General features: G+C 49.0%; 1 pseudogene. It reads right to left on the bottom strand.

Features of this window, described 5'->3' with window-relative positions:
• A pseudogene (locus tag WMO20_RS14580) lies at positions 1–428 on the bottom strand (hypothetical protein); the annotation flags it as partial.
• Positions 429–680 lie beyond the last annotated feature (252 nt).

The following is a 680-nucleotide window of genomic DNA, read 5'->3' as shown; positions in this document are numbered from 1 at the left end:
TCCATGAAGCGGTCACAGGCAGCGTTACGGTCACGGGGTTCTCTGGCAAGCAGATAGCTGTTCCAGATACGGAACGCCACATACATTTTCAGAGGGTCGTTGCTAAGATATTTCTCCCAAAGAAATTCGCTTGCCGCCTGCTCCAGCTCCGGCTGTTTCCATCGGTTGGAGTGGAGAGCTTGCCGCAGCGGAGAAAGCCCGTATAAGTTCCAGTCTCTGTCCGTGTCACGCTCAAAGTTTATCAAAAAAGTTCCCAGTGGGCGTGTCATATCACAAAGCACCTCTGCGTTTTGGCTCCCGTTCAGACGGAAGCGGATCTGCTGTTCTTCCCCAATCAAAATCCGCTCTTTCATTTTCTTCCTGTCCAGCGTCAGGACAAACAAAATCCTCTCAAAACATGGCTCATGCCGTATAAACTGATTCTCCATCCCTATCCCCTGCCTTTGTTTATGGTAATTATATAATTCAGTTATATCCGTTACACTCATGGTATCGCAGAATCATTGTTTTGTCAAGGATAGTACGCTATGATGATTGCGGTTGGTAATTTCGTACCGCACAGTACCTTGACAAGTGAATGACCGTCCAAAAGGGATATGACCGGCAGGAGAAGTGACGCATCCGGCGCACCAATGCAGGGAAACACCGCAGGAATGGGGCAGGAAAACGGCTTTTGGGGA

Source organism: Faecalibacterium intestinale, from assembly GCF_040096575.1.
GTDB lineage: Bacteria > Bacillota > Clostridia > Oscillospirales > Ruminococcaceae > Faecalibacterium > Faecalibacterium intestinale.
The sequence above is the reverse complement of the archived record's forward strand: the minus strand, read 5'-3'. Positions and strand labels throughout refer to the sequence as shown.